19 protein-coding genes are annotated in these 19,598 nt (G+C 64.5%); 9 read left to right on the top strand and 10 right to left on the bottom strand.

Annotated elements, in window-relative coordinates; translation table 11 throughout:
- Nucleotides 1-56: 56 nt before the first annotated feature.
- Nucleotides 57-1,532 (bottom strand): hypothetical protein, encoded by a 1,476-nt coding sequence (locus HBA99_RS00565; RefSeq protein ID WP_070952372.1) that lies wholly within the window; start codon nucleotides 1,530-1,532, stop codon nucleotides 57-59.
- 316 nt (nucleotides 1,533-1,848) lie between these two features.
- Here HBA99_RS00565 and HBA99_RS00560 point away from each other — a divergent pair, with 316 nt between their 5' ends.
- From HBA99_RS00560 to HBA99_RS00525, 8 genes are all read left to right on the top strand, one after another.
- On the top strand, nucleotides 1,849-2,505 hold the full coding sequence (locus tag HBA99_RS00560; RefSeq protein ID WP_046252090.1) for a DUF6474 family protein: 657 nt from the start codon (nucleotides 1,849-1,851) through the stop codon (nucleotides 2,503-2,505).
- Nucleotides 2,506-2,508: 3 nt separating this feature from the next.
- Nucleotides 2,509-3,174: a YcnI family copper-binding membrane protein gene (locus HBA99_RS00555; protein ID WP_070931818.1), complete on the top strand. Its 666-nt coding sequence runs from the start codon at nucleotides 2,509-2,511 to the stop codon at nucleotides 3,172-3,174.
- Nucleotides 3,174-3,740 carry a copper resistance CopC family protein gene (locus HBA99_RS00550; protein ID WP_030096175.1) on the top strand — a complete coding sequence of 189 codons (567 nt, stop codon included), beginning with the start codon at nucleotides 3,174-3,176 and terminating at the stop codon, nucleotides 3,738-3,740. Before HBA99_RS00555 ends, HBA99_RS00550 begins: the two co-directional genes overlap by 1 nt.
- Nucleotides 3,741-3,888: 148 nt before the next feature.
- Nucleotides 3,889-4,494, top strand: a complete 606-nt coding sequence (locus tag HBA99_RS00545; protein ID WP_070951719.1) for a hypothetical protein — start codon at nucleotides 3,889-3,891, stop codon at nucleotides 4,492-4,494.
- Nucleotides 4,495-4,648: 154 nt separating this feature from the next.
- On the top strand, nucleotides 4,649-5,137 hold the full coding sequence (rraA, locus tag HBA99_RS00540) for a ribonuclease E activity regulator RraA (protein WP_070951720.1): 489 nt from the start codon (nucleotides 4,649-4,651) through the stop codon (nucleotides 5,135-5,137).
- A complete protein-coding gene (locus HBA99_RS00535) occupies nucleotides 5,137-6,324 on the top strand; it encodes an amino acid deaminase/aldolase (RefSeq protein ID WP_070951721.1) in 1,188 nt (395 codons plus the stop codon). Before rraA ends, HBA99_RS00535 begins: the two co-directional genes overlap by 1 nt.
- Nucleotides 6,321-7,607, top strand: a complete 1,287-nt coding sequence (locus HBA99_RS00530) for a D-arabinono-1,4-lactone oxidase (RefSeq protein WP_070951722.1) — start codon at nucleotides 6,321-6,323, stop codon at nucleotides 7,605-7,607. The genes HBA99_RS00535 and HBA99_RS00530 overlap by 4 nt, the downstream gene beginning before the upstream one ends.
- A 312-nt stretch (nucleotides 7,608-7,919) precedes the next feature.
- Entirely contained in the window at nucleotides 7,920-8,573 is a 654-nt protein-coding gene (locus tag HBA99_RS00525) for a TetR/AcrR family transcriptional regulator (protein WP_057969530.1), read from the top strand.
- 88 nt (nucleotides 8,574-8,661) lie between these two features.
- On the opposite strand, the gene HBA99_RS00520 is transcribed toward HBA99_RS00525, so the two are convergent.
- From HBA99_RS00520 to HBA99_RS00480, 9 genes are all read right to left on the bottom strand, one after another.
- A complete protein-coding gene (locus HBA99_RS00520; protein WP_070923233.1) occupies nucleotides 8,662-10,146 on the bottom strand; it encodes a flavin-containing monooxygenase in 1,485 nt (494 codons plus the stop codon).
- Nucleotides 10,147-10,482: 336 nt separating this feature from the next.
- Nucleotides 10,483-11,601, bottom strand: a complete 1,119-nt coding sequence (locus tag HBA99_RS00515) for a DUF4238 domain-containing protein (RefSeq protein ID WP_070951723.1) — start codon at nucleotides 11,599-11,601, stop codon at nucleotides 10,483-10,485.
- A gap of 153 nt (nucleotides 11,602-11,754) precedes the next feature.
- Nucleotides 11,755-12,990, bottom strand: coding sequence for a cytochrome P450 (locus HBA99_RS00510; RefSeq protein ID WP_070951724.1), 1,236 nt, complete (start codon nucleotides 12,988-12,990; stop codon nucleotides 11,755-11,757).
- Nucleotides 12,987-13,829, bottom strand: coding sequence for a mycofactocin-coupled SDR family oxidoreductase (locus HBA99_RS00505; protein WP_070951725.1), 843 nt, complete (start codon nucleotides 13,827-13,829; stop codon nucleotides 12,987-12,989). Before HBA99_RS00505 ends, HBA99_RS00510 begins: the two co-directional genes overlap by 4 nt.
- A complete protein-coding gene (locus HBA99_RS00500) occupies nucleotides 13,801-15,375 on the bottom strand; it encodes a flavin-containing monooxygenase (RefSeq protein WP_070951726.1) in 1,575 nt (524 codons plus the stop codon). The genes HBA99_RS00505 and HBA99_RS00500 overlap by 29 nt, the downstream gene beginning before the upstream one ends.
- Nucleotides 15,372-15,965 carry a TetR/AcrR family transcriptional regulator gene (locus HBA99_RS00495; protein WP_030096185.1) on the bottom strand — a complete coding sequence of 198 codons (594 nt, stop codon included), beginning with the start codon at nucleotides 15,963-15,965 and terminating at the stop codon, nucleotides 15,372-15,374. The genes HBA99_RS00500 and HBA99_RS00495 overlap by 4 nt, the downstream gene beginning before the upstream one ends.
- A gap of 44 nt (nucleotides 15,966-16,009) precedes the next feature.
- Nucleotides 16,010-17,020, bottom strand: coding sequence for a PHP domain-containing protein (locus HBA99_RS00490; RefSeq protein WP_030096186.1), 1,011 nt, complete (start codon nucleotides 17,018-17,020; stop codon nucleotides 16,010-16,012).
- A 9-nt stretch (nucleotides 17,021-17,029) separates the two neighbouring features.
- Nucleotides 17,030-18,364, bottom strand: a complete 1,335-nt coding sequence (locus HBA99_RS00485; protein ID WP_070951727.1) for a glycosyltransferase 87 family protein — start codon at nucleotides 18,362-18,364, stop codon at nucleotides 17,030-17,032.
- Between the two features lie 28 nt (nucleotides 18,365-18,392).
- Nucleotides 18,393-18,659, bottom strand: coding sequence for a helix-turn-helix domain-containing protein (locus HBA99_RS00480; protein ID WP_070951728.1), 267 nt, complete (start codon nucleotides 18,657-18,659; stop codon nucleotides 18,393-18,395).
- 75 nt (nucleotides 18,660-18,734) lie between these two features.
- Here HBA99_RS00480 and map point away from each other — a divergent pair, with 75 nt between their 5' ends.
- Nucleotides 18,735-19,502 (top strand): type I methionyl aminopeptidase, encoded by a 768-nt coding sequence (map, locus tag HBA99_RS00475; protein ID WP_070951729.1) that lies wholly within the window; start codon nucleotides 18,735-18,737, stop codon nucleotides 19,500-19,502.
- The last annotated feature ends 96 nt before the right edge of the window (nucleotides 19,503-19,598 follow it).

Here is a 19,598-nt window from a genome sequence, read left to right as displayed (position 1 = left end):
CCTCACCGTGTGCCTTCCCGGACAGACCCCTCACGGGGTGCTGTATCGATTCTCCCCTATTCCAGGAAGCGGGCGGCAGCGGAGGCACGCACGGTATGCCCGGCCTTGGCTTGCCGGTATCCGATGGCGCCTCCCACGAAGGTCATCATCGCGATGCCCACGGCACCCGGAATGGCCACCGCGGCGATCTCGGAAGTCTTCGTCAGTCGAAGGTAGTCGCCGTAACCGGTACGCGGCGCGATGGTCTCGGCCGCGACGAACTGCTCGATCGGCTTGGTGACCGCCTCGGGTTGCTTGGTCCCGCCGGCGGTCACGATGGCGTCGCCACCGCGGCCCCCTTCGGCCTGCTTGATGGTGACAACCGGAGGCGCAGGAGGTACGACAGGCGCCAGCGGGGCGATAACCGGTGGCGCGGGCGGCGCAGCGATGGCGACCGCAGGAGCCTTGGGCGTGGGCACGGTGGGCGGAGCGATGGGTCCGGTGTGGATACCTGGGTTTCCGCCCGGTGTCCGGGTTCCGGCCGCGCCACCGAACGACGGGGTGGCGGGGTTCGGGGTGCCACCTATGTTGGGGAGCCCCGGCAGGGTGATCACGTGATCGTGGTCGTCGGTTTCGTGCTCGTGATTCGATCCGCCGCCGGCGCCGGGCGTGTGCGTCGAGGTGCTCGGCTTCTTCTTCCAGATGATGATGGTGCGCCCACCCACGTTGAGGGTGACGCCGGGAACCTTGGGCTCCTCAGCCGATGTCTCGTGCTCGGTGTGTGTGACGCCGGGAGCCGGTGTGTCGGCAGTCGCGCCCGGTGCCGTCGCGTTGTGCGGCGAGGTCGCGGTGTCGGCCTTGGGTGTCGTGGCGGTCTGCGTCTTGGGGGCCATCGCGCCCGCGACAGAGCCCAAAGCGCCCTTTAAGGTCGGCGACTCTTCGGTGTGAGTTGTTGTGCCACTAGGGTTTTCAGTCGAAGGGGCCTCTGCGTTCGGGGTATGGACACCCGCAGCACCACCGGAATGCGGCAGCGTTATCCCGGTGCCCCCACCGATTCCCACACCCGAGGTACTACCAGAAGTGCTGGTGCTCGAACCGGAACCGTTGGTGCTGGAAGCGGCGCCACCGACGGTGCTCGAGCCGGAGTTACCGGAGGCATGGTCGGAGGAGTTACCGCTCGAGCCCGCAGATCCCGGCTTCGGAACATTGGCTCCGGGACCCTTGTCCTTGCTCTTGTCGCCCTTGGACGCGTCGCTGCTACCGCTATTGCTGCTGCCCGCCGCGCTTTCCGATCCGGAGCCACCATGCAGGCTTTTACCGAAGCTCGGAGACGAGGGCGCGCTGCGCGTGCCACCGCTGCCCGGCCCACCGCCGCCACCGGATCCGCCGCCGAGCAGGCCACCGGTGATCTTGTGGATCGCACCACCCAAGCCGTGGTCGTGGTCGTTGTCGCCACCTGATCCGCCGCCGGGTTTTGCGTCCGCGGCCGGCGTCGAGATGGCGAATACTCCGAAGCCCCCCATGAGCGTCCCCGAGCTGAGCACCGTCACCACAGCAGCACGCGCCGAGGCACGCTTCAGCTGCTGGCTCCGCCCGCTCGGTTTTGCACGATGTCGCCCCACGGCGAACAGCATGCCGGTGATTTGCTCGCAGGTCAAATATCTGTGACGCATTGTGGGCTCTTTCACCTCATGTTGCCCATGAGCCCCCTAAATGATTGCTGCCTGGAATTCGCTGGGGGCCGCGGGGAACCTTTGCAGCACGCGGCGCGACCACCTAAATACGCCGCCCTATCCGCAGGGGGCCAGCGCAGGTCGGCGCGCTAGGGTTAGCGCCACACTCGCAACGCGATGAACGGAGGCCGCTGGGATGGGTTTTCTCACCAGCCGCAAGAGCCGCTCGACCAAACGCGCCGAGGCTCGGGCGCTGAAGGCGAAAGCCAAGCTCGAAGCCCGCTTGGCGGCGCGTAACGACCGGCGACGGATGCACATGCAAGCGCGCTCTGAATCCGCCGCCCGGCGTGACTCACGCAAGACAGAGCTGGCGACGTTGAAGGCCCAGCGGCAGATCGCCCAGGATCAGCTCCGGGCGGTGCGTGAGGGCAAGCTGCTCTCACCCACCCGGATCAGGCGCACGCTCACGGTGGTGCGGCTGCTGGCCCCGGTGCTGCTACCGGTGTTGTACAAGGGCGCGATCGCGGTCCGTGGCGTGTTGGATCAACGCCGCGCCGACCGCCTCGGGATACCGCTGGCGGAGCTTGGCCAGTACTCGGGGTTCGGGGCGGAGTTGTCAGCTCGTATCGCCGGCGCCGAGCAGTCGCTGCAGGCCGTGCTCGACCGGGCGCCCAAGGACGCGGAGACCAAGAAGTTCACCTCGGCCGTCCGTGCCCGGCTGGAGGAGCTCGGTACTGCGGTGGGGGCTTCCGAGCACATGCCGCCGACCCGCCGCCGCGCAGCCCATGCCGCGATCGCCCGTGAGCTCGACGGCATCGACGCCGACCTACTTGCCCGACTCGGGGTGAGGTAACCGATGCGCGTGCTCCCCCGCTTGGCGACAGCGTCAGCCGCGGCAGCCGCCGCGCTATTGGCGCTTGCCGTTCCGGCCTCCGCCCATGTGCGCGTGACGGCAGACAACACCGCTCGCGGTGGCTACGCAACGCTGGAGTTCTCGGTTCCCAACGAGTCCCAGAACAAGGCGCTGACCACCGAACTGACCGTCCAGCTGCCGGACGTGGGCTCGGCGAGCACCGAGCTGCTGCCCGGCTGGACCAGTTCCGTGGATCGGGACGCCGCCAAGGGCACAGTCAGGGCGGTGACCTGGAAGGCCGTCCCGGGCAACGGGATCGGGCCCGACCAGTTCGCCTTGTTCCGGGTGCGCGTCAAACTCCCCGAGACCGAGTCGGTCGCCTTCCCGGCGACGCAGACCTATGCCGACGGTCAGGTCGTCAGGTGGGATGAGCAAGCTCAGCCCGGCGGTGCCGAGCCGGAGCACCCTGCGCCCACCCTCGACCTGACGCAGAGCAAGGCCGACCACGACGGACACTCGGCCCACGCACCGCAGGTGTCCGCAACCCATGATTCCGCGCAGAACGCGGGGCATCCGGACAAGACGGCCCGCTGGTTCGGCGGGATCGGTCTGATCCTTGGTGCGGTCGCGCTCGTGCTTGCGGTGACAAATCGACGGAGGCAACAGTGATGTCTGTTCTACGTAAGTCCGTGTCCGTGTTCTTGTCGGCCTTCATCGCGTTGGCGCTGGGCCTGGCGTTGCCGGGTGTGGCTGCGGCGCACGCCGTCAAGGTGTCTTCCGATCCCGCCGAGAATGCCGTGCTATCCGGGCCTCCCGCCCAGGTCAGCGCCACCTTCAACGAGCCGTTGCAGAAGCGCTTCTCCGCGATGACGATCATCGGGCCGGACGCCAAGACCGATCAGTGGCAGGCAGGCGATCCAGTGGTGGCCGGTGCGACGATCTCGGTCGGGGTGAAGCCGGGCGCGCCTGCCGGAAAGTACGCAGTGAACTTTCGGGTGATCTCCGAGGACGGCCACCCGGTCGACGGATCCTGGCAGTTCACCGTCACCGGCTCGGGTGCACCGGCCTCCGCTGGCGCGCCGGCGGTGTCGCAGCAGCCGTCGGGCACAAGTTCCTCGGCTCCCGTGCCTTCGGCGAATCCGACCGACGGCGACCTTCCTATGTGGCCGTTTGTGGTGGCTGTGGTGGTCTCTGTGGGTGCGGCACTCATCTGGACTCAGCGTCGTCAGTCGTAGACCGGCAGGGGGACGACTGGCCTTTTTCCGGTGTGACGGCATGATGGACAACGGCGGGGCGGCAGAGATTCGGGTGTGAGCCGCCCATCGTGGCCGCGAGCGCGCCACGAACACCCAGGACGACCGAAACTTGCGAAGGAGCAGGCGCATGGCGGACCAGGACAATTCGGCTAACGAGCCCAACCAGACACCGGAGACGCCCGCTAGCGGCGAGGCACCTAAGCCCGCGGCCCCGGCCCGTCCCGCGAAGGCCGCGAAGCGACCGGCGGCCAAACGCGCACCTGCCAAACGACCCGCCGGCTCGACGGCGCCGCCGAAGTCGGGCCCCAAGGCCGAACCCGAGTCCGGTGCTGCCCCGGCCCCGAAGCCGCCGGCCGCGTCGAAGCCCGTCAAGCAGGCCAAGCCCGCCGAGGCACCGGCACCCAAGCCTGCCGCGCCACCGGTGCCGAAGCCCGCACCCGCGCCTGAACCGGAACTCAAGCCTGAGCCCACTCCCGAGCCGGTCGTCGAAGCTCCCAAGCCTGCACCCGCACCCGAACCGGCTCAGCCCGATCTCGCGGCGGCGGCCCGGGAGACTGCCGCCCAGGCGAAGTCGACCGTCGATTCCGCCCCACCACCGATTCCCGGCCCCGCACCCGAAGCAGGCCGGCAAGCGCCGAACCTCAAGATCGCGGTCGGGGCCGCATTCGCGATTTTTGTCCTGTTGTTACTGCGGCGGAGGCGTCGCCGCGAGGACTCCGTCGAATCGGACTGATCCGCGTGGCCCGACCGTGTCGAAAATGGGCTTGAGGGCGTCCAGCCCGTGCCTACTACGAAGGTGCCGAGCCGGGTCTGGCGCAGTGGCTGCGCGATGTCGTAATCGCCTATGCGGAGACCCAGCTGTGGGGACTGACGAATAGGCTTGGGGTATGACGACCGCACCAATCACCCCCCAACCGACCGCCGACCTGGGAGACGAGCTGGGCATCGATATGGCCAGTTGCGATCTTCAGCTCAGCCAGTTCGGTGGGCGTCCGGTATTCGCCGGAGTCATCACCACAGTGCGCTGCCACCATGACAACGCGCTGCTGAAATCGATTCTGTCGGAACCGGGTTCAGGTGGTGTACTGGTCATCGACGGTGGCGGCTCGCTGCACTGCGCGCTCGTGGGCGACATCATCGCGGGGATCGCCGTCGACAGCGGCTGGTCGGGTCTGGTGATCAACGGGGTGGTGCGCGACAGTGCCGCCCTGGCCACCATGGACATCGGCATCAAGGCTCTCGGCACCAACCCCCGCAAGGGCACCAAAACCGGTGCCGGAGAACGCGATATCGTCGTCAACTTCGGCGGTATCGACTTCACGCCGGGTGCGATCTGTTACGCCGACCATGACGGCGTTGTCGTGGTTCCTGCCTGATGTCGGTACGGCGGCTGGCCACGGCACTACGGGGGGCACCCGCACCGCTGGCCGCGGTCGATATGGACGCGGCCCGGGCCAACGCCGCGTCGTTGGTCGCCGCCGCCTCCGGCTTACCCATCAGGGTGGCCAGTAAGTCCATACGCAGCACCGCATTGATCCGGAAATTCCTGGAAATACCGGGTTTTCGCGGGGTGCTCGCCTTCACCCCAGCGGAGGCCGTGCACCTCGCCGACGCCGGGGTCGACGATCTGTTGATCGCCTACCCGAGTGTCGATCGGGGGGCCCTGGCGACTGCGGCGCGGCATCGTTCGGTCATCCGCCCCTTGATCGATTCTGCCGACCATGTCCGTCTACTGGCAGACATCGCGCAGGAGACGAATGCACCGATCCCGGTGTGTCTCGACATCGATGCCGGGTGGTGGCCTCTCGACGGGCCGGTTCATCTGGGGCCCAAGCGATCACCGGTGCGCACCCCCGAACAGGCAGCCACCCTCACCGACCTGGTGTGCGCTACACCCGGTCTGCGGCTCGCCGCGGTAATGGCCTATGACGGGCAGATCGCCGGTGTGGGCGATATCGTCCCCGGAAATCCCTGGTACCAGTTGGCTGTTCGCGGAATGCAGGCCTCCTCGCTGCGTGATCTCGGCCAGCGCCTTCCCCGGATTCTGGACGCGGTGAGCGCGCGGCTTCGTGCCGCCGGAGCGCCGCCGCTGGAACTGGTGAACTCCGGCGGCACCGGCAGCCTGGCCCGTATCGGCGGGTTGGGATTCGCCACCGAACTGGCGGCCGGTTCGGGCTTCTTCGCTCCCGCTCTCTTCGACAACTATCGCAGCCTGCAGCTGGATCCCGCGGCGGCGTTCGCGTTGCCGGTGGTGCGCAAGCCGAGTCCCGAGCTCGCCACCGTGCTGGGCGGTGGGTACATCGCCAGCGGCCCTGTCGGGGCCAGCCGCGTACCGCTCCCGTCGTGGCCTACGGGTTTGTCCTTCGAGGCCTCCGAGGGCGCCGGTGAGGTACAGACCCCGTTACGGGGTGCGCGGGAACTACGGATCGGCGATGCGGTGTGGTTCCGGCATGCCAAGGCTGGTGAGCTCTGTGAACACTTCACCGAACTGCAGCTGGTCGAAGACGGTCAACACGCAGGTGCGGTATCCACGTATCGCGGCGAGGGAATGATGTTCCTATGAGTCAGTGGCGCAACTGGAGTGGTCAAACATCCTGCGCCCCAGGACTTGTGGTACGTCCACGGTCCGAGGACGAGCTGGCGTTCGCCCTGAGACGCTCCGCCGGACGAACAGTGAGGCCGATCGGATCATCACATTCCTTCACCGAACTGTGCGTCACCGACGGCGTACAGGTCGACATCTCCGAACTGCGGCAACTGATCTCAGTGGACGAACACGACCGGGTGCGGGTCCAGGCCGGCATCAATCTGCATGAGCTGAACCGCAAACTGCTGCGGCGCGGGCTGGCGCTGCCGAACCTCGGCGATATCGACGTCCAGAGCCTTGCCGGGGCCGCCGCCACGGGAACGCACGGGACGGGCCTGCGATTCGGCAACATCTCGCAGACCATCGTGTCGATGCGAATCATGACTGCCGACGGCGTAATTCATGAGATCGACAGCGGCGATGAGCTGCTCGCCTCGCGGATCTCATTGGGCGCACTGGGTGTGGTCACCGAACTCACCCTGCAATGTGTTCCGGCCTTCCGGCTGCACCGGCGCCAGTCAGTGCGTGACCTGGACACCGTCTTGGCTGATCTGCCCACATTGCTGGCCGAGACCGATCACCTTGAGCTGTATTTGTTTCCACATACACGACGGGTTCTGCTGCTGCAGTCGACACGCACCCAAGAGGATCGGTGGCCCAGTCATCCGGTGCGGCATTGGGTGGAGCGCGACCTGGTAGAGAACGGCGCACTCGGCGCGCTGATGTGGACGGCCGGGCGCCTACCCGTGGCTGCCCCCTACATATCCAGATTGGTCGCCAAACTCGCGGGTTCGAATGAGTCGCAGGATGAAAGCGCCGCGGTGTTCGCGAGTCCCCGCAAGGTGAAGTTCACGGAGATGGAGTATTCGCTTCCGCTGACAAATGCGGGTGATGCGATTGAGACCGTGCTGGCCACGATTGAACAGAATCGTCATCGAGTCGCCTTCCCGCTGGAGGTCCGCTTCACCCAGGCCGATGATGCGCTGCTGGCCCCGGCCTACGGCCGCGAGAGCGTGTACCTGGCAGTGCACCAGAGCATTCACGGGCTATGGGAGCCCTACTTCCACGACCTTGAACCCATCCTGATCGGGCTCGGCGGCCGGCCCCACTGGGGCAAACGACACACTTTGACCGCCGGGCAGCTCAGCGAGCGGTATCCGCAATGGCGGACCTTCCAGGAGGTCCGCGCCCGGCTGGATCCCGAGGGCGTGTTCAGCGGTGCGTACCTGAATAGGCTCCTGGGCCCGGTCAGCCCCTGAACCAGGGCGGCGGCGTTGGGGAGAACGCTGAGTCGGAATCGATCACCGCGGGCGATACCCCGGTCACTTCGCTGTCGACCAGGAAGTCGGCGCTCCAGTCTGTACGGATGGGCACATCGTCGGCTACGGCTGGCCGGTTGTGTCGTCCCACGACGTTCTCCAATCCCTGTGATGACGGCGGCTATCTGGCTACGTACTGTACCCAAAACTGTTCCGTGCCGGCGAGATGAGGGATTCAGCCCTCGATACGCTGCGGCGTTACTCGCGATATCTCTCCTGGCACGTGTCGATGACCGCATAGACTCACTGGTTGTGGCCAAGCGATTGACTCGTTCTGAAGCCCAGGCTCAGACAAAGGCCCGGCTGGTGGAGTCTGCGACCCAGCTCTATTTGCAACAGGGTTTCGCCGCGACGTCGAACGAGCAGGTGGCCGAAGAAGCCGGTTACAGTCGCGGCGCCGTGTACTCGAATTTTCCCAGCAAAGAGGCGTTGGCGCTAGAGGTCATCGACCGTCACACCGAACAGGTTCTGGAGAGCTATCGCACCACTCTCGCCGAAGGATCGTCAGAGGATCGCGTTCAAAAGTTTCAGGACTGGATCGAGCAATCACTCAGCGACACCGGCTGGGCCCTGCTGAAGATCGAGCTCGCCTTGGTTGCCCGACGCAATTCGACGCTGAACGATGAACTCGCTGCACGCGACAAAACCATGCTGGACCACGTTGCGGGTGCGATCTCGCAGCTGGACGACGACCTCGAACTTCCGGAGGCAAGCGTGCGTGACCTCGCCCGCCTCTGCGTCGCCATGGGTCAGGGAGTGGCCCTCGACAGCATCAAAGATCCTTCATCGACCACCGACTGGACGGCGCGGCTCCTGACCGCGGTGCAACGGCTGCTACCCATGAGCCCGATGCTTCCCATGCTGATCGCCGCCAGCACGGATCAGGCTGCACCCGAACAGAAATAGCGTTTTACGGGCGTCCACCGGTAGCGGTTCGTAGACAGCGAACGGCCGGGTGTCCGCGCGTGACACCCGGCCGTTCCGCAGAGAAGATCTAGCTGTTGACGGCCACCGGCGTTGTCTCGGTGGCGGCCTTCTTTCTGCCGAAGCGCATACCCTCGCTGACCCGGCTGCGCCGCATCATCCCGACGTCATAGGCATAGTTCTGCTTCAGACGCCACGGGTGCTTGTCACCCTGCTTGGGCAGCTCATCCAGCGCGCGCAGCACGTAGCCCGGTGTGAAGTCCATGAACGGCTGCTTTTCGAGCGTCTCATCGGCCAGCTCGGGAACCGCTGTGACATAGCCGTTCTCGTCCATGTAGTTCAGTAGACGTCCAACGTACTCGGATACCAGGTCTGCCTTGAGTGTCCACGAGGCGTTGGTGTACCCGATGGTGAACGCCATGTTCGGGATGCCCGTGAGCATCGCACCCTTGTACACGGTCTGCGCGGGCAGGTCTACGGGTACGCCATCAACCGTCGGGATGACACCGCTGAAGAATTTCAGGTTCAAACCCGTTGCGGTGATGATGATGTCAGCATCGAGATGCTTGCCCGACTTGAGCTTGATGCCGGTCTCGTCAAATGTCTCGATGTGATCGGTGACGATATCGGCCTTGCCCTTGCGGATGGTCTTGTACAGGTCACCGTTGGGCACCACGCAAAGACGCTCGTCCCACGGGTTGTACTTGGGACCGAAGTGGGTCTTGTAGTCATAGCCCTTGGGCAGCTGCAGTTTGGCCTGCTGCATGATGATCCGCCGCGCGGCCTTGGGGAACTTGCGACTGGCCTGGTAGCTGAAGATCAGCTGGCCGATATTGATCCAGCGGGCGATCGGATAGGCGACCTTGGCCGGCAATATCTTTCGCAAACCGTTGATGATCGGGTTCTCGTTCGGCAACGACAGGATGTAGGTGGGCGAGCGCTGCAGCATGGTGATGTGTCCGACATCGGGCGCCATCGCCGGCACCAGGGTCACCGCGGTGGCGCCGGAGCCGATCACCACGACCTTCTTACCCTTGTAATCGAGGTCCTCAGGCCAGTGCTGAGGGTGAATCACGGTGCCCTTGAAGTCGGCGACGCCGGGAAACTCGGGCGAGTAACCCTGGTCGTAGTCGTAGTAGCCGCTGCAGCAAAACAGGAAGGAACAGGTGTACTCGACGGTCTCGCCGTCGTGATCCACCTGGACCGTCCATTGCTGGGTCTCGGTGGACCAGGCCGCTCCGACCACCTTGTGGCGGTATCGGACGTGCCCGTCGATTCCGGAGTTGGCCGCGGTCTTGTGCACGTAGTCGAGGATCGACGGTCCGTCCGCCAGGGTGCGGCTGTCGTTCCACGGCGAGAAGCGGAACCCCAACGTGTACATGTCCGAGTCCGACCGGATACCTGGGTACTTGAACAGATTCCAGGTCCCGCCCATATCGTCGCGGGCCTCAAGCACCGCATAGGTCTTGGACGGGCAGCGGTTCTGGATGTGCCAGGCGGCGCTGATGCCGGAGATGCCGGCGCCGACGATGAGCACGTCAAAGTGTTCGGACATGCCGCGATGCTACCGCTTACGGATCGGGGAGAAAAGTAAAGTTAGACCCTTGCGGTTGCACACACACTGTGCCGCCGACGTCGCAGGTCAGGACTGTCCAGCGCCGGTGAACACGTACTCAGACCAGTCCAGGCTGCGGATCGCATGCCAATACTCGGGTAGTCGCCAGGGGCTGACGGTGTGCATCTCGCCGTCGGCGTTCTTACGGCACGACGGTCCACCCGTGTCGCCACAGCACCTCTGTCGCCTGGGGCCCTTGATGCGGATCTACTAGTAATCCAACTGCCATCGGCGCCATAGCATTCTGTCCATATTGTTGCCAGGCATCTAAGCCTGTCACGGCCACCACCTGGCAACAGGCTTGCTGGGCGCCTGCGGTTGTGCCCTCCACCGACGGCCCGGGGTGAACTTGTGGATCTCCTCACCTGTCGATTTACGTGAGACAACAACGCGCTCACCGGCTGGAGGTAAGGGTGGGACGTACAACCGTGTGGTCAGGGACATCGATGGCTTTTCGAAGCCGTGCAGGTACGCGTTGCCCAGGATTGACTGATTGAGGCCCAGCAATTCGTCGTGAGTCAGCATTTCGTCGTCGCGCAGCATCATCCGAAAATCGGAGAGAAATAGAGCAAGCACACGGTCCGGCGATAGTGGATAAACGACTATCGGCGCGTTTGCTACGCCGAAATCGCCACCGGTTGATCCCATGTCCTCGTCGAGCATTACGACCGGCTCGTCGCATGTGACCAGCCTTCTTGGAGTTCGGTAAATCACCGGCAAGCGGTCGGCAAGATAGGGGAACATCGCCTCCGCAGCTTCTGCAGTCTGCTTGATCTTTAACGTCGTCAGCATCGGAAATTTCTCTGGATCGGTTCGCATCTCATCAAGTTGAGATCGCATACGCGCTACATTCTCTTCCGACACTTCGTAGCCGCCGTCTGCCAGAAGCTGTCGGAGCGAATCATCGCCACTGAACTCGTACTTGATCAGATGCTCCTGAACGAGCGTCCACAGCAGACCTCGCCGAAAGTTCATTCCCCGAGTTAGCTGAAGCGAGATAAACCAGAGGATCTCTACAAGTTGATCGGCACGAAGGTCCTCAAGGCGCGCCGTACCGTTCGCAAGGGCATCGGTCGGAGCAGCAACACGGCCCTCGAGGACACTGAGCATGCTCTCGAACCAGACCGGCGAACCCCACTTATACGTCCCATCCTCAAGTCGATAGAAGTCGGTTCTGCGTGCCGCGTTCTCGGCCGATTGCGTGAATGTTTGCTTTGAATCCAGGTCAGTCGCTCGCAACTTGCCGTTCTCGGTCCATCTATCCAGGTAGAAGCGCGGGACGATATGGTGTTTCCTCGGCTCCTCGCCGCGAGCCGTCATGGCGTCAGCCTGGCGCTCGATTTGCTGTAGCACCGGATGGAACTTGTTCTGCCAACGCTTCGTCCTCCGGGGCACGTTAGGAATCTAGCGCTTGAGCCGAGAACAAAGCGTCGTATCTCAGATGTCCCCATCAACTACTGCCTAAGACAAACGTCCCTCCAGAGCCCCGGCGATCTCCTGCGTAGAAGTGGAAAACGGGTGCCCCGCATAACGGTTGCGCACGGATGTCTACCCTCGGTAGCTTGCGGGCAGCGACACCACGCCGTTAATCCACCCCGACCGGAAGCGGGTGGCTTCCCCGGTCGGCATCAGATCCGGAAGCCTGTCGGCCATGGCATCGAACATGATGCCTATCTCCAGCCGGGCCAGGTTCGCGCCGAGGCAGTAGTGAATGCCGTGTCCGCCGAAGGCCAGATGCGGGTTGGGGTCGCGCTCGATGTTGAAGGTGAACGGATCGTCGAAAACGTCCTCGTCGAAGTTGGCCGACGCGTAGAACATTCCCACGCGCTGCCCCTTCTGGATCCGCACACCACCGAGATCGACATTCTGCAGCGCCGTGCGCTGGAAGGCGATGATGGGGCTCGCCCACCGGATGATCTCGTCAGCAGTCGTCTGCGGGCGGCACTCGCGGTACAGCTCCCACTGTGCGGGGTTGTCGGCGAAGGCCAGTACCCCATGTGTGATGGCGTTACGAGAGGTCTCGTTCCCCGCGACCATGAGCTGGATGACAAAGTAGGCGAACTCCAGCGGGGTGAGTGGGCGGTCCTCGTACGCGCCCTGGACCAATCCGGTGAGAATGTCGTCGCGCGGATTCAGTTGTCGCTCTTCTGCCATCGCGTAGGCGTAGCCCAGCATAGAGACAGTTGCGGTGGTGGCCGTATCTTTACCGATCGCAGGGTCGTCGTAGGCGAACATCTGGTTCGTCCAGTCCAGCACCTGTTGGCGGTCCGACTCCGGGATACCCACCAGATCCGCGATGGCATGCATGGGAAGCACCGAGGCGATATCGGACACGAAGTTGCCGCTGGACTTTTCGGCGGCAGCTTCCACGATGCCCCTGGCGCGCACCACCAGCCGTTCGTGTAATCCGTTGACGGCCTTGGGGGTAAACAGCGGTGACACGATGCGCCGCAGGATGCGGTGTTTCGGCTCATCCATGTCGATCAGCAGATTCTCGCGCTGGATATCCAGCTGCTCGGCGGTGATGTCCTCGTTGTAGCGCACCACTGTGGTGTTCAGGCTGTTGGAGAAGACTTCGTTGAGCCGCGATATCTCTTTGACGTCACTGTGTTTGGTCACTACCCAGTAGCCGTCGTCGTCGAATCCGGCCACTCCCCTGGGCTGGGCGTTCCACCAGATGGGTTCGGTCTCGCGGAGATACGCGAACTCCTCGGCGGGGATGCGCTGCTGGATGAGGTCCGGGTCGGTGAAATCGAATCCGGGTGCGAACGGGCACGTGGTCATCGCTTCAAGTACCCCTTGTCGACGGGAATCTGGGCGCCGGTCATGACACCGGATGCGTCGCCGGCGAGCCATGCCACCACCTCGGCGATTTCGGCAGGTTCGACGAGCCTGTCGTTGTCCACCAGTGTCTGGCTAAAGCTCTGCAGATAACCCGGGTACTTCTCGAACATCCGCAGCACCGACTCGTCGGCTGCCAGCGGCGTGTTGGTTCCGTACGGGTGGATGGAGTTGACTCGAATCCCGTACTCCCCCAGCTCAACCGCCAGCGAGTTCGTCAAACCCACAACACCGAATTTAGCGGCCACATAGTGGCCGCAGCCGGGCATGGCCTTGATCCCGGCCGATGAGCTGACCGTGATGATGGACCCACCGTTGCCCGCTTCGATCATTGCGGGGACCGCTGCCTTGATGGTGTTCCACACACCGGTCAGATTGACGTCGATGACGTCGCGCCACTGGTCGGCCTCGATCTCCCACAGCCGCGCCCAGCTCGCGATGCCGGCGTTGGCGACCACGATGTCCAGCCGACCGAACCGGGTGATCGCTTCGTTGATCACCTTCTGCTGTCCGGCGAGGTCCCTTACGTCGATACGTTCTGCGACGATCTCACGGCCCAGTTCCCGTACCGCGGAGACGGTCTTGTCGAAGTCTTCGGCGGTGGTGGCCGGGTATTCGTTATAGGGCGAGGGCTTGTCACAGCTGTCGATGGCCACGATGTCGGCACCATCGGCGGCCAACCGGATGGCGTGTGCGCGGCCCTGCCCGCGCCCCGCCCCGGTGATGTATGCGACCCGGCCGGCCAGTGGTTTATCAGGCTGACTGTTCTGATCTTTTTCCATGGGAAGCCCTCGCTTGGATAGATGCCGGACGAAATGAGTAGTCGGAGAGTCGGGAATGCGTGGAGAACCAGTTCATTTCGCTTACGGTTTGGGGCCGGTAGTAGCGTGCCTCCCCCTTTGAGTTGACGAAGTAGGTGTTCAGTGGCGGTTGGCAGTCGGTCGCGTACAACCGGATCGCCTTGCTCTGATGGGCCATCCGCCGCACCCATGCGTCAAAGGCACGTTGGCGTACTTCCGCGATCTCTCGGCAGGTCCGCACGGATTCTGCGATGACCCGGGCGGCGTGACGCGCGTTGGCCTCCACCATGGCGTGCCACCCCTGCCCCTGGTTGCCCTCGGGTCCCACCAACACCCACCGGTTGGGCAGGCCCGGCAGTGCCGCGCCGCCGTAGGTCCGCATTTCGTGGTCGCGGTAGTACTCACCCAGGTCGAATCCGCCGCGGCCCCGCACGGTTCCGGGCCGGTAATGTTCCGGATCCGTGTAGATCTCATATCCGGTCGCCAATACCAAAAGGTCGACATCATGATGGGTGCCATCTGCCGTCTCGACACCATTCTCGGTGATCCGTGAGATCGGGTCGGTGATCAGTCGGACCGCGCCGGCGTCCACGGCCTGCAGGAAGTCATTGGACAAGATGGTGCGCCGTGCCAGAATTCCGTAGCTTGGCATCAAAGCCTCACGCAGAGCCGGATCGCGGACGGTGTCCGCCAGCAGTTTGCGATACCACCTGCGCGCCATATCGTCGTATCGAGGAATCATCTTGCGCAGCAGCGATTCCGGTAGCAGCGGCAGCAGATGGAACAGCACCGCCTGAGCGGCGTCCATCGATCCGATGATCAGCGCGTTGATGACTGTCAGCACAAACGGCGCGCCGAGAATCCGCTGCCCGCGGGCCGAGATACTCGGGTTGGGTTTGGGAATGATCCATGCGGGGGTGCGCTGAAAGGTGGTGACCGACGCGGCAGTTTCCGCGACTGCGGGGGCGATCTGGATGCCGCTGGAGCCGGTACCGATCACCGCGACGCGCTTACCCGCGTAGTCGTATGAGTGGTCCCACGCGTTGGGCCGCATGATTCTGCCGCGAAAGTCGCCGAGGCCCGGGATATCCGGGCCGGGTTTGGTGTCGATGTATCCACCCACGGCGCTGATGACATACCGGGCGCGCACCGTTGGCTTCCCAGCGACGGTGAGTTCCCAGTGGCTGCCGCCCTCGTTCCAGCGTTCCGCGGTAACGGCGCTGCCGCCCTGGAAGTGCTTGCGTAAGCCCAAGCGGTCCACCACCGACAGGTGGTAGCGCTGGATATCGGCACCGTCGGCGAAGAGCTTGTTCCACCGGCCCGTTCGCGCAAAGCTCAACTGGTAGAACAAGACCGGGATGTCCACGGCGAGGCCCGGATAGGTGTTATCGCGCCAGGTGCCACCGAAATCGTCGGCACGGTCCAGGATCACGAAGTCGTCGATACCCCGCCGGCGCAGATAGTGAGCGGCGGCGATGCCACCGGGGCCGGCCCCGATGATCGCCACTTGATAGTCGATGTCACTCATGCCAACCCACGCAGGATGAACCGGGAGAAGTAATCCCGCACCACGGCCGGGTCTTTCAGGTCAACGGAGATGGCGGGCAGCACCTCGATGCTCATCAGGGTCCGCATGATCCATTCGGCGCCCTCGGTGGCTTCGACGTCCTTACCGATCTCGCCGCGCTTCTTGGCCGCCTGCACCTGTGGCACCCAAAACTCCACCGAGCGGCGCATCAGGTCGTCACCGCACTCCTCGAGCACCAGCTCCAGCACGTTCGACACGTGCAGGGTCGGATCCAGGCGGTCGGACCAGGCCCGGTGATCGCTGATGCGTACCGCCGCCTCGCCCACCTGCTCGGTCAGCGTGGCTTTGGCACTCACCGCCCCGGCGAACAGCTCGATGAAGGCGCCCGCGATGAAGCCGACAGCGACATCGATGGCTTCCTTCTTGCCGCCGAACCAGTTGTAGATGGTTCCACGCGAGACACCCGCCTCGTCGGCGGCCGCCGAGAGGCTGAAACGCTGGATTCCCGAGCGGACCAGGGTCTGCGCGACGGCCGCGACAATCGGTTCAGGCACCTCACCGCGCGGACCCGCCGTCTTCACGAGCTTCACGTTTGAACACTTTGCGCGAATGTGTTCAAAGTGTCAATAGGCGATCAGCGGCCCTTGCTGGTCCTGGCCAACAGCTGCTCCACGGGCCACGTATTGATCACTCGTTCTTCCGGCACACCGGCCTCAAGCGCACGCTCGCAGCCGTACCCGGAGAACTCCAGTTGTCCCGGCGCATGCGCGTCGGTGTCGATGGAAAAGTCGCAACCGATGTTCAACGCCAAGTCCAGCAGCCTGCGCGGTGGATCGCGTCGCTCCGGGCGCGAGTTGATCTCGACGGCAGTGCCCGAATCGCGGCAGGCCCGAAATACCTCTGCGGCATCGAATTTCGATTCCGCGCGGAGGCCGCGCTCCCCCTCCACCAGCCGCCCCGTGCAATGGCCCAGCACGTCGACGCGAGGGTTGGTCACGGCGGCGATCATGCGGCGGGTCATCGCCGCGGAGTCCATCGCGAGCTTGGAATGCACACTCGCGACGACGATATCGAGCTGATCCAGAAGCTCAGGGTCCTGGTCCAGATCGCCGTCGTCCAGGATGTCGACCTCGATCCCGGTGAGGATTCGCATGGGCGCCATCTGTTCTCGTAGTCCGTCGATCACCTTCAGCTGAGCACGCAACCGTTCCGCAGACAGCCCGTTGGCGACCCGCAGACGCGGCGAGTGGTCCGTCAGCGCGCAGTATTCGTGTCCGAGCGCCTTGGCGGTGCTCATCATCTCCTCGATGGGCACCGATCCGTCCGACCAGTTCGAATGCAGATGCAGGTCGCCCCTGAGCGCTTCGCGCATGGTGCCACCGCCGGTGCCCGTGGCGCTGGCACGTAGTTGTTCGAGCGCAACCGGCACCTTTCCGGACCAGGCTTCGGCGACGACGGTCGCCGTCTTGGGGCCCAGGCCCGTGAGACTCTTCCAGGTCTTGTTGGCACCGTGGCGCTCTCGCTCTTCGGGGCTCAGCGCGGCGATGACGTCGGCGGCCTTGCGGTACGCCATGACGCGGCGCGACTCTTCGCGCGCCAGTTCCTTGTAGTAGGCAACTTCACGCAATGCCGCGACAGGGTCCACCCCTGGACTCTAGGCGCGCAGCGCCAGCTCCTCATCAAGAATTTCCGGCGGATAGTCCTCGACATCCGTCGAGAGCATCGAAAAGTCGTCCGGCTCATCTCGCACCGACGCACTGCTGAGCCGCAACCAGCTGACGGCGCCGATCATGAAGCACAGGAACACCAACGGATACCAGCCGCTCATCAGCTGGCCTATCCAGAACGGGCGCAGGTCAAGGAAGTTCCAGTACACCCCGCTGAAGTAGATGGTGGTGTGCCCACGGCCGGGCCGGTGCAGGGTCCACATGAACACCATCGCGAATAGCCCCGCCGCCCGCCAGGCCCAGCCGCTCGACCAGGGTCGCGCGGTCGTGCACGCCTTGGCGACAAGCCAGACGATCGCAGGGGCGAACCATACCCAGTGCGCAGCCCAGCTGAAGGGCGACACCGCGCAACCGGTGAGCCCTACGGACACCACTGCCAGCACGTACTCGCCCCTGCGGTGTGCCCACACCGCGACAGCCATGCCGGCGGCAAGCACCAAGAGGCTCAAGGAAATCCACAGCCACTCCGGGCGCACGTGTGGAAAGAAGTAGCGCGCCAAGAATCCGTTGATCGACTGATTGGCCAAGTGATCGATGCGGCTGATGTGCGCGGTGTCTCCGAGATGACTCCAAAACCATGCGCTGTCGCGCGAGAGCAGCGGCCACGTCAACGCCGCGGTGGCGGCGAACGTCGCCGTCGCGATGGCGCAGGCACGCCATTGCCGGGTGAGCAGGAGGTATGGCAGGAAAACCAGCGGCGTGAGCTTGATACCCGCAGCCAGTCCGAGCCCGATCCCCTGCCACCGTCCCGGGTTTGATCGCGCCAGGTCCAGGAACACCAGCGCCATGAGCAGGACGTTGATCTGCCCCCACCAGAGGGTGGCCTGCACCGGTTCGGCATCGATCACGACAACCGCGAGCGCCGTGGTCATTACGGCCAGCCGGATATCGGCGCGGATGCCGGCTAGACGCAGGACGCGCCACGCGATGGCTGTCAGCGCGACGATGGACAGCGCGAGCAACAGCCACTTGGCGACATCGAACGAGGCCCAGGCAAGCGGCGCGAGAACCACCGTCGCGAACGGAGGATAGACGAACCACGCCTGGTTGAGCGCCGGGGCCTCGTACAGCCTCTTGCCCTCCCAGAGGCCGCGTACTGCGGCGCGATAGGTGTCCAGGTCATAGCCGTTTTTGGTCAGTCCGAAGAACCGCGTGTCGAACGGGACGAGGCCGTTGTGCAGCACGATTGCAGCTCCGGCCACGATCAGCGCACTCAGAACGGCGCCCCGCGGCAGCCGCATCTCCCCGCCCCAGCTGTGCATCGGCCAGATTTTACGGCCGCTGGCCCAGCTACGACGCGGCGCCGATCTTGGCCTCTTCCTGCCAGGCCGCCGCGATGTCGTTGAGGTCGAGACGCAATGCGACGGCCAGCTGCACGACGGCACCGAAAGCGGGTGTCGGGAGCCGCCCGGTTTCAATCTTGCGCAGGGTTTCCGGAGAGATTCCGGACGCGCGGGCGACATCGTCCAGCGGTCGATCGCCCCGAGCGGAGCGCAACAGCACACCCAGACGCTTCCCCGCGGCGAGTTGTTCTGCGGTGAGCGGCTGCCGAACCATGCCGCCGACTCTAGTCTTGGTATTTAAATACCGAAAGCCCTAAGGTGGTATTTAAATACCGTCCAGGAGGTTCGCGTGATCGAGTTGAAATCGCCCGCAGAGATCGCGCACATGCGGGTGACCGGCGAGTTTGTCGCCTCGGTGCTCTCCGAGCTGTCGGCTATCGCCGCGCCTGGCATCAATCTGCTGCACCTGGAGCAGCGGGCGCGCGCAATGGTCACAGAACGCGGCGCGGTTTCCTGCTACTGGGATTACTCCCCCTCGTTCGGGCGCGGCCCCTTCCGTAATGTCATCTGCCTGTCGGTGAATGACGCAGTACTGCACGGGCTTCCACACGATTACGTGCTGGCCGACGGCGACCTGCTGAGCATGGACTTCGCGGTGAGTATCGACGGCTGGGTGGCCGATTCTGCGGTGAGCGTCATCGTCGGCACCCCGGATCCCGAGGACGTACGACTGATCGACACCACCCGCGCCGCCCTGGATGCGGCCATCGCGGCCGCTCAGCCGGGTAACCGGCTCGGCGATATCTCCGCAGCCGTCGCCGCGGTGGCCGAAGGTGGCGGGTATCGGATCAACACCGATTTCGGCGGGCACGGGCTGGGGCGGACCATGCATGAGGACCCCCATGTTCCGAACAAGGGGACGGCTGGGCGGGGAATGACCTTGAAGCCGGGCCTGACGCTCGCACTGGAGCCATGGTTCGGCCGGGGAACCCATCGGCTGACCGTCGATCCAGACGGTTGGACGCTCCGGCTGGCCGACGGGTCTCGGGGCGCGCATTCCGAGCACACCATCGCGATCACCGAGGACGGGCCACAGGTGCTCACGCTACGGAGTTAGGCGGGATCGGCGACCAGCACCGTCCGCTACCGCCTACGACAGAGACGGTTACGGATCGATAACGATCTTTAATGCCGGGCGTGTTCGCACCTCGAC

Source organism: Mycobacteroides chelonae, from assembly GCF_016767715.1.
GTDB lineage: Bacteria > Actinomycetota > Actinomycetes > Mycobacteriales > Mycobacteriaceae > Mycobacterium > Mycobacterium gwanakae.
Note: the sequence above shows the minus strand (reverse complement) of the source record. Positions and strands in the feature narration are given on the sequence as shown.

Coding starts and splice junctions, on each gene's coding strand:
- HBA99_RS00560 (WP_046252090.1), top strand. CDS start 1,849: ATGGGTTTTCTCACCAGCCGCAAGAGCCGCTCGACCAAACGCGCCGAG.
- HBA99_RS00555 (WP_070931818.1), top strand. CDS start 2,509: ATGCGCGTGCTCCCCCGCTTGGCGACAGCGTCAGCCGCGGCAGCCGCC.
- HBA99_RS00550 (WP_030096175.1), top strand. CDS start 3,174: ATGTCTGTTCTACGTAAGTCCGTGTCCGTGTTCTTGTCGGCCTTCATC.
- HBA99_RS00545 (WP_070951719.1), top strand. CDS start 3,889: ATGGCGGACCAGGACAATTCGGCTAACGAGCCCAACCAGACACCGGAG.
- rraA (WP_070951720.1), top strand. CDS start 4,649: ATGACGACCGCACCAATCACCCCCCAACCGACCGCCGACCTGGGAGAC.
- HBA99_RS00535 (WP_070951721.1), top strand. CDS start 5,137: ATGTCGGTACGGCGGCTGGCCACGGCACTACGGGGGGCACCCGCACCG.
- HBA99_RS00530 (WP_070951722.1), top strand. CDS start 6,321: ATGAGTCAGTGGCGCAACTGGAGTGGTCAAACATCCTGCGCCCCAGGA.
- HBA99_RS00520 (WP_070923233.1), bottom strand. CDS start 10,146: ATGTCCGAACACTTTGACGTGCTCATCGTCGGCGCCGGCATCTCCGGC.
- HBA99_RS00510 (WP_070951724.1), bottom strand. CDS start 12,990: ATGACCACGTGCCCGTTCGCACCCGGATTCGATTTCACCGACCCGGAC.
- HBA99_RS00505 (WP_070951725.1), bottom strand. CDS start 13,829: ATGGAAAAAGATCAGAACAGTCAGCCTGATAAACCACTGGCCGGCCGG.
- HBA99_RS00500 (WP_070951726.1), bottom strand. CDS start 15,375: ATGAGTGACATCGACTATCAAGTGGCGATCATCGGGGCCGGCCCCGGT.
- HBA99_RS00485 (WP_070951727.1), bottom strand. CDS start 18,364: ATGCACAGCTGGGGCGGGGAGATGCGGCTGCCGCGGGGCGCCGTTCTG.
- HBA99_RS00480 (WP_070951728.1), bottom strand. CDS start 18,659: ATGGTTCGGCAGCCGCTCACCGCAGAACAACTCGCCGCGGGGAAGCGT.